Source organism: Arthrobacter sp. I3, from assembly GCF_000520575.1.
In the GTDB taxonomy this organism is placed as follows: Bacteria; Actinomycetota; Actinomycetes; order Actinomycetales; family Micrococcaceae; genus Arthrobacter; species Arthrobacter humicola_A.
This window is the reverse complement of record NZ_KI914917.1, coordinates 29858-36561: the sequence shown is the minus strand read 5'-3', so window position 1 is coordinate 36561 and position 6704 is coordinate 29858. Positions and strand designations below refer to the sequence as shown.

The window sequence follows — 6704 nt, the reverse complement described above, 5'->3', positions numbered from 1 at the left end:
ACTGGCAGGCCGCGGCCACCCGCGGCGGCAACGCCGTCTTGGCCTCCAACCCCAACCTGCTGATCATCGTTGAGGGCATCGAGAACCAGGGCAACGGCACTTCCACCTGGTGGGGCGGGGGCCTGGCCGACGTCAAAAACAAACCGGTCACCCTGGCCACGCCCAACCGCGTGGTCTATTCCCCGCACGACTACCCGGCGTCGCTGTTCGCGCAGAAGTGGTTCAGCGACCCCACCTACCCCAACAACCTGCCGGCCGTGTGGGATGCCAACTGGGGTTACATCCAGAAGCAGGGCATCGCCCCGGTTCTGCTCGGGGAGTTCGGGACCGCGCTGCAAACCACGTCGGACAAGCAGTGGATGGAGCAGATCGTCTCCTACCTTGGGACCAATTCCATGAGCTTCGCGTATTGGGCGTTCAACCCGAACAGCGGCATTACCGGAGGCCTTGTCCAGGCGGACTGGCGCACCCCGGAGGCCGCCAAACTGGCCGCGCTCGCGCCTATCCTGAACGGCACCCCGACGCCGACCGCAACCGCCACGCCGTCGCCGACCGTCACGCCGACCGCAACCGCCACGCCGACGCCGACCGTCACCGCGACACCGTCGCCGACAGCCACAGCGACGCCCACGCCGACCGTCACCCCGACGCCCTCGCCCACCCCTACATCGGGCGCGCCGATCAGCGCCGTCTGGAAACTCGGCAGTTCATGGACCGGCGGCTACGTGGCCAATATCGAGGTCACCGGCCTCCGGGCGGCGGCCGGTTGGAGCGTGAGCTGGCCCGATCCGAACGTCACCCGCGTGGCCAACTCCTGGGGGATCAGCTGCACGGTGCTCCCCAAGGTGTCGGTGACCTGCAGCGGCTCGGACTGGGCCACGAAGGTCGCCGCCGGCCAGAAACTGTCGGTAGGCCTGCAGGTGGATTCCCTGAAGGCTCCCGTCAACCCGGTGCTCACCCTAAAGTAGCCGGCCGCGCAAGGGCGCGGGTGTCCTTCGATCAGGCGCCTGTTTGGGGGCAGTCGACTGCAAAAGGAGCGTGCGGAACCCGGGTCCAGGATCCGGACCCCGCCGGGGCCAACGAAGAACCTCCGGAAAGCGTTGATTCCGGGGGTTGTTCTCAGGCTTCGTGCGACCGGGCTCCCGGCAGTCAGAGCGGCTCCCGACGAGGACAACACCGGAGTAGCCTGACAGCAGAAGCGAGAAAGGCATGGACCATGCGCATTCTTCAGACATCCACCGACGCACTCAACGTCACACGGATCGACAGGATCGCCTATCTCAACGCTGAAGAGCGGACATTTCTGACCACAACAACCGGCCGGCCGGACTTTGCCACCCCCGGTCAGGGGGAAGTCATCGCCGACATGGGGCGGGCCGTTCCCGTCACCTTGGCCTATATCGATGACCAGCTCGAAGGGAGCCTCATCGTCGCGCGACTCACGGACGTGATGGCAAATTACGACTGGCCTGTCATCAGATTCGCCGACGTTCGAGAGGAGGCCCGGAAAGAGGTCGCCGAAATCCGGTACAGGGAATCCGAGTATGCCGCCGAGCCGGACCGTACCGACCCGCACGAAGACTAATCCGGGCAGCAGCCGCAGTCGCAGGCGCTTTTGGGTTGACCCGAGCCGCGGGCGAAGATGTCATCACGGGACCGGCCTGACTTCAAGAGTGAATTTGTCCGGTTCGTTTTGGGGGCTTACTACCCCTATGAAGTAGTTGTAGTCGCCGTCAGTCCCCGTCCCGATGCAGACGGGGATTGTGCCGCTCTCATTGGGCTTCCGCTGGCACGTTCCTTCGACCTTTAGTGTGAGACCGGCGGGCGCCGCAACTGCTTCGAGGTCCGCAGCGGTCAACTTCGTTCCAGTGTCCCATTGCCTGGCGAGGCTGGGGCACGGGTTTGTGTCCATGCACAGGAACTGTTCACCGCGGACGATGTCCACTGTTTTCTTCCACTCGGACGGGATCGCAAGGCGATCGGCGCGGGACACCGTGTCGGCTGTAACGCGGTCTTCTGCGGCCCGGACCAGGAACAAGGCGGCCACAGCAACCAAGGCCGCAACTCCAATGATGACCGCGGTGCGTCGTTCCACTGTGTTCCCCTCCCAATAAACTCCAGTGCAGGCACCGTCTCTTCCGGCGGGCGCTGAGTGCATCGTAGCTGCAGGCCGGCCCGGTGGCCTGTCCGCCGTGTCCAAGTCGGTCATCCGTGCACGGGCCGGCAGATAGCGACGTGAGCGACTCCATGCTCCGGCCTGCGCGGGCGCGGAACGGGGTGCGGGTAATCTGGTCATTTTCGCCGCACTCATGATTGGCATGACCATCTCCCGCTCCGCCGCCACCAAGTCCCTGACCGTCCTTGCCGGCCTGCTTCTCGCAGGCTCCCTCGCCGGCTGTGATGCCGCAGCCCACGTTGGCGCCAAAGTCGCAGACGCCGTGCACAGCGCGGCCGCGTCCCAGGCTCCCGGCGCCGGCACCGCGCACCCGGGCGAGGCCGCCGCGGCCGTAGCCCAGCTGGCGTCCATCCCGGTGAAGGGCAAGGCCCCAAAGACCGGGTACAGCCGTGGGCAGTTCGGTCCCGCCTGGTCCGATGTAGACCACAACGGCTGCGACACGCGCAATGACATGCTCCGCCGTGACCTCACCGATGTGACGACCAAGCCGGGGACCAGGGATTGCGTCATCGCCTCCGGCAAGCTTGCCGACAAGTACACCGGCAAGACCATCACCTTCACCCGTGGTGAGAACTCGGCGGACGTCCAGATCGACCACATCATTCCCCTGTCGCTGGCCTGGCAGACCGGCGCCCAGCAGATCAGCGCCGGCCAGCGCCTCCAGCTCGCCAACGATCCGCTGAACCTGATGTCCGCCGACGGCCCCGCGAACCAGCAGAAGTCAGACTCCTCGGCCGATGCCTGGCTGCCGGCCAACAAGGGGTTCCGGTGCGAATACGTCGCCCGCCAGACTGCTGTGAAGGCCAAGTACAAGCTCTGGATGACCCGTCCCGAGCACGACGCCATCGCCGGGATTCTCGCCACCTGCAAATAGCGGCACCGCATCCCTGAGGGGTACCTTCGTCTGTGCCGCCTAACCCGCGCCCAAACCTCCGTCTCGTCGAGTAGCTTCCGTCGCTGAGGACGGCACACCAAGGTGTCGGCCCTTTCTGCTCCCTGACCTGCGAAAACATTCCGGGATGCCATAGTGCCCACGGGACGAAAACGCCGGTAGCATGACAGCCGGGGGCCCGCTGGGGTGCCCGGTATTGGGGGAACCATGGCACAACCGCGCCGGCTACTCGGCAGCAGTCCAAGCTCCGTCATCGCGGGCCGTCACCGCCTCGAGGTCCACAACGCGCAACGCCGCGGAGCCGAGCGTGCCCAGGCCTATGTCCTGCCCCCGCCGAGCCAGGCGCCACACTTCAGCGATTCCGCCGCGGCCGACGTCCCCTGACCCTCCCGGATCCACCCGCCACACCAGTGAAGGAGCTTCACATGTCAGATCCGCATAATTCTCAGCAAGGCACCGGCCGGCAGATGTGGCCCAGCGAGCAGCCCCGGCAGAACCCGGGGTGGGCGCCGAACCCGTACGCCGCCGCGGCGTACCCGGCTCAGGGATCCGGGCCAGTGCCGCTCTGGGCACCGCTCTACGGCGCTTCCCTGCCAGAGGCAGCGTCCCGGTTCTTCAAGAAGTACGGGACGTTCTCCGGCCGCGCCAGCCGGAGCGAATACTGGTGGTGGATGCTCGTCTCCGGACTCGTCTCGATCGTCTTGAACGTCATCATGCTTGCCGGTGGCGCGGCCGGCGCAAAACTGGGCCCCAACGGCGCCAGCGTCCCCGGCCCCGCCTATATGATCGGGCTGATCCTGGCAGCCGTCTGGTTCCTGGCAGTCATTGTCCCGTCCCTGGCCCTGACGGTCCGTCGCCTCCACGACTCGAACTTCAGCGGCTGGATGTACCTCATCGTCCTCATCCCGTTTATCGGCGGCATCATTCTCCTCGTCTTCACGCTGCTGGAATCAAAACCCGAGGGCCAGCGGTTCGACGTCCCCGCATAAGCATCCGGGTCGCACCCACTGACCCCGCGCGAACTACAAGAAGGCCCTGCCGCCCCTGAGGGCTGCGGGGCCTTCTTCTTGGTCGGGGTTCCCGGCCCGATACGGCCCCGTACGGACCCGTCCCGCCGCAACCAATAAAAAACCCCGTATCCCCGTTGAGTCAACGGTGATACGGGGTTCTTCCCGAGCTTCCTGCCAGAATCGAACTGGCGACCTTCTCATTACGAGTGAGACGCTCTACCAACTGAGCTAAGGAAGCAACCACATGAATGCCCGGCGATCCGGGCGGATCATGCAAGAGACAACTGTAATAGAGTCCCGGCGTCCGGGTCAAAATGAGCTACCGAAGCCGCCATGCGGCCCTGTCGCGGACCTAGCAGACGGTGTTGTCCGCCGGGGCCTTTCCGTCCACCAGGTAGTCATCGACAGCGTTGCCGATGCAGCTGTTGGAACGGCCATACGCCGTGTGGCCCTCACCCTTCCAGGTCAGCAGCGAGGCGTTCCCAAGCTGCTTGCGCAGGGAACTGGCCCATTGCACGGGCGTAGCCGGGTCGCCGGTGGTTCCAACTACGACAATCGGGGCCGAGCCCTTGTAATCGACCGGGGCAGGGGTCCGGACGTTCTTGTACGGCCAGTCCTTGCAGTTGCTGCCGCCATAGGCGAAGTAGTAGCCCAGGGTGGGCGACAGCTGGCGCAGCTTCTGGTCCTCGGCCCGCATGGACGCGGTGTCGGACACCATCGGGTAGTCCAGGCAGTTGATGGCGTTGAAGGCGAAGGTGCTGTTTGACGTGTAGGTGCCGCTGGGATCGCGGTCGGCGCCGAAGTCAGCCAGCTGCAACATGCCCGTGCCGTCGCCGGCCAGGGCGGTGGCGAGCGCACGGGTAAGGATCGGCCAGTTGTCATTGTTGTAGAGCGGGATGATGAGGCCGCTGACAAACGTGGAGCCCGAGACCTTCCGTCCGTCCTTCGCCGGCAGCGGGTTCGCCTCGGCCGCGCTGATGGCGTTGTGGATCTGCTGGACGCCTTCCTCGGTGCTTCCCGTGAGCGGGCATCCGGACGTCTGCTGGCACTTGGCGACATAGGAGTGGAGGGCCTTTTCGAAGGCCACGGCCTGGTCGCGGGTCAGTTCCTCGTTGCTCAGCGACGGGTCAAGGGCGCCGTCGAGGACCAACCGGCCCACGTTGTCCGGAAACAGCGATGCGTAAGTGGCGCCCAGCAGGGTCCCATAGGAGTAACCGAGGTAGTTCAGCTTGGAGTCGTTGGCTACCCCGCGCAGGATGTCGAGGTCCTTCGCGGCGCTGACCGTGTCGATGTGGGCCAGCACCGGCCCGGTTTTCTCCACGCACTTGGCAGCGATGGCCTTGTTGTCGGCCAGGGCCTCGTCCAGTCCGGCGTCGGTGTCCAGGGCGTAGGTCTTGGCGCGTGACGCGTCGCGTTCCTTATCCGTGAGGCACGTGACCGGGGCGGAGCGCTTCACGCCGCGGGGGTCGAAGCCCACGATGTCGTAGGCGGACCGGACTTTGTCCGAAATGTTGGTGTTAGCCGCATCCCTGACGAAGTCGTACCCCGAGCCGCCCGGGCCGCCCGGATTGACCATCAGGGTGCCCTTCTTGTCGCCTGTCGTGGCGAGCTTGATGGCGGCAAGCTCGATGCGTTCGCCGTCGGGCTTGCTGTAGTCCAGCGGGACCTTGATCTTGGCGCACTGGAAGTTGCCTTCACACGGTTTCCAGTCGACCTGCTGGGAGTAGTAGCTGCGCAGTTCGGCCGGAGCGGCCGCCACGATTGACGGGTCCGCCTGCCCCGCTGCCCCCGATGCCGGCGCACTGGACCCGTTGCCGCCCCCGCCGCCGAAAAGAGTGCACGAGGCCAACGTGACGGCCAGGGCCACGGCGCCGACGGCCCGCATGCCGATCGCCAGGGATCGGGATCTTGCGGACTGGGGTCGAGCAGGCTTCATGCGGTTCTCCTTGGAGGCTAGGAACGAAAGCGAAGATGATCGTTGGAGCGGCCGGAACCGTCAAATAAGGCTGGAAGCCATGGACTCGATCGTCAGCAGCGGGGCCACGTTGGTTGTGGTGATCCGCGTGCGGGCCTTGTTGATGGCGTCCATTCGGGCAAGGGTCACTTCGGCGGTGGAACGGGAGGCGAAGTCTTCGAGTTCGCTTCTGAGTTCAACGTTGACGAGTTCCACTGCGTTCCCCATCTGGATGACCAGGACATCCCGGTAAAAGGACAACAGGTCCGTCAGGGTGCGGTCAAGGGAGTCGGTGACGGAACGCTTGGCGCGGCGCTTCTGGTCGTCCTCGAGCTGCTTGACCTGGCTCCGCATGGCTGGCGGCAGCGTGCCGCTTTCGGGCGCCCCGAGGGTGGCCAGAAGCGCCGTCTTCTCGGCGGCGTCGCGCTCGTCGTTGGAGCTGTTGGCTTCCTCGGTGGCGATCTTGACCAGTTTCTCGGCCATCATGACCGCCGCCGTGACGCCGCGAAGGGACAGCGGAAACCGCACCGTCTCGAGCCGGCGCTCCCGGGCCTCCGGGTCCCGGGCCAGGCGGCGGGCGATCCCGACGTGGCTCTGCGCCGCGCGGGCGGCGCGCTCGGCGACCGCCGGGTCCACGCCGTCGCGCTTCACCAGCAGTGCAGCGACGGCGGC

General features: G+C 65.9%; 7 protein-coding genes, 1 tRNA gene and 1 pseudogene. 5 read left to right on the top strand and 4 right to left on the bottom strand.

All coding sequences use genetic code 11. The annotated features are described in order from the left end of the window. The coding region (locus tag Y706_RS24550) for a cellulase family glycosylhydrolase (protein WP_043435667.1) at positions 1–968 on the top strand (968 nt) is incomplete at its 5' end. Between the two features lie 248 nt (positions 969–1216). Further along, positions 1217–1585, top strand: coding sequence for a hypothetical protein (locus Y706_RS0109135; RefSeq protein ID WP_028276358.1), 369 nt, complete (start codon positions 1217–1219; stop codon positions 1583–1585). A 63-nt stretch (positions 1586–1648) separates the two neighbouring features. Here the strand turns inward: Y706_RS0109135 and Y706_RS0109130 are convergent, their stop codons facing one another. Next, complete coding sequence (locus Y706_RS0109130; RefSeq protein WP_028276357.1) at positions 1649–2095, bottom strand: hypothetical protein; 447 nt, start codon at positions 2093–2095, stop codon at positions 1649–1651. Between the two features lie 214 nt (positions 2096–2309). Between Y706_RS0109130 and Y706_RS0109125 the strand changes: the two genes are divergently transcribed. The 3 genes from Y706_RS0109125 to Y706_RS24545 all read left to right on the top strand — a co-directional run bounded on the left by Y706_RS0109125 (position 2310) and on the right by Y706_RS24545 (position 4057). Beyond that, positions 2310–3050: an HNH endonuclease family protein gene (locus tag Y706_RS0109125; protein ID WP_028276356.1), complete on the top strand. Its 741-nt coding sequence runs from the start codon at positions 2310–2312 to the stop codon at positions 3048–3050. A 225-nt stretch (positions 3051–3275) separates the two neighbouring features. Beyond that, positions 3276–3452, top strand: coding sequence for a hypothetical protein (locus Y706_RS28725; protein WP_156945105.1), 177 nt, complete (start codon positions 3276–3278; stop codon positions 3450–3452). A 41-nt stretch (positions 3453–3493) separates the two neighbouring features. Further along, entirely contained in the window at positions 3494–4057 is a 564-nt protein-coding gene (locus Y706_RS24545; protein WP_253906744.1) for a DUF805 domain-containing protein, read from the top strand. Positions 4058–4243: 186 nt separating this feature from the next. Here the strand turns inward: Y706_RS24545 and Y706_RS0109110 are convergent. The 3 genes and pseudogenes from Y706_RS0109110 to Y706_RS30125 all read right to left on the bottom strand — a co-directional run. Next, positions 4244–4316, bottom strand: a tRNA-Thr gene (locus tag Y706_RS0109110). A 114-nt stretch (positions 4317–4430) separates the two neighbouring features. After that, entirely contained in the window at positions 4431–6014 is a 1584-nt protein-coding gene (locus Y706_RS0109105) for an alpha/beta hydrolase (RefSeq protein ID WP_028276355.1), read from the bottom strand. 60 nt (positions 6015–6074) lie between these two features. Further along, positions 6075–6704, bottom strand: a pseudogene (locus tag Y706_RS30125) (DNA polymerase III subunit delta'); the annotation flags it as partial.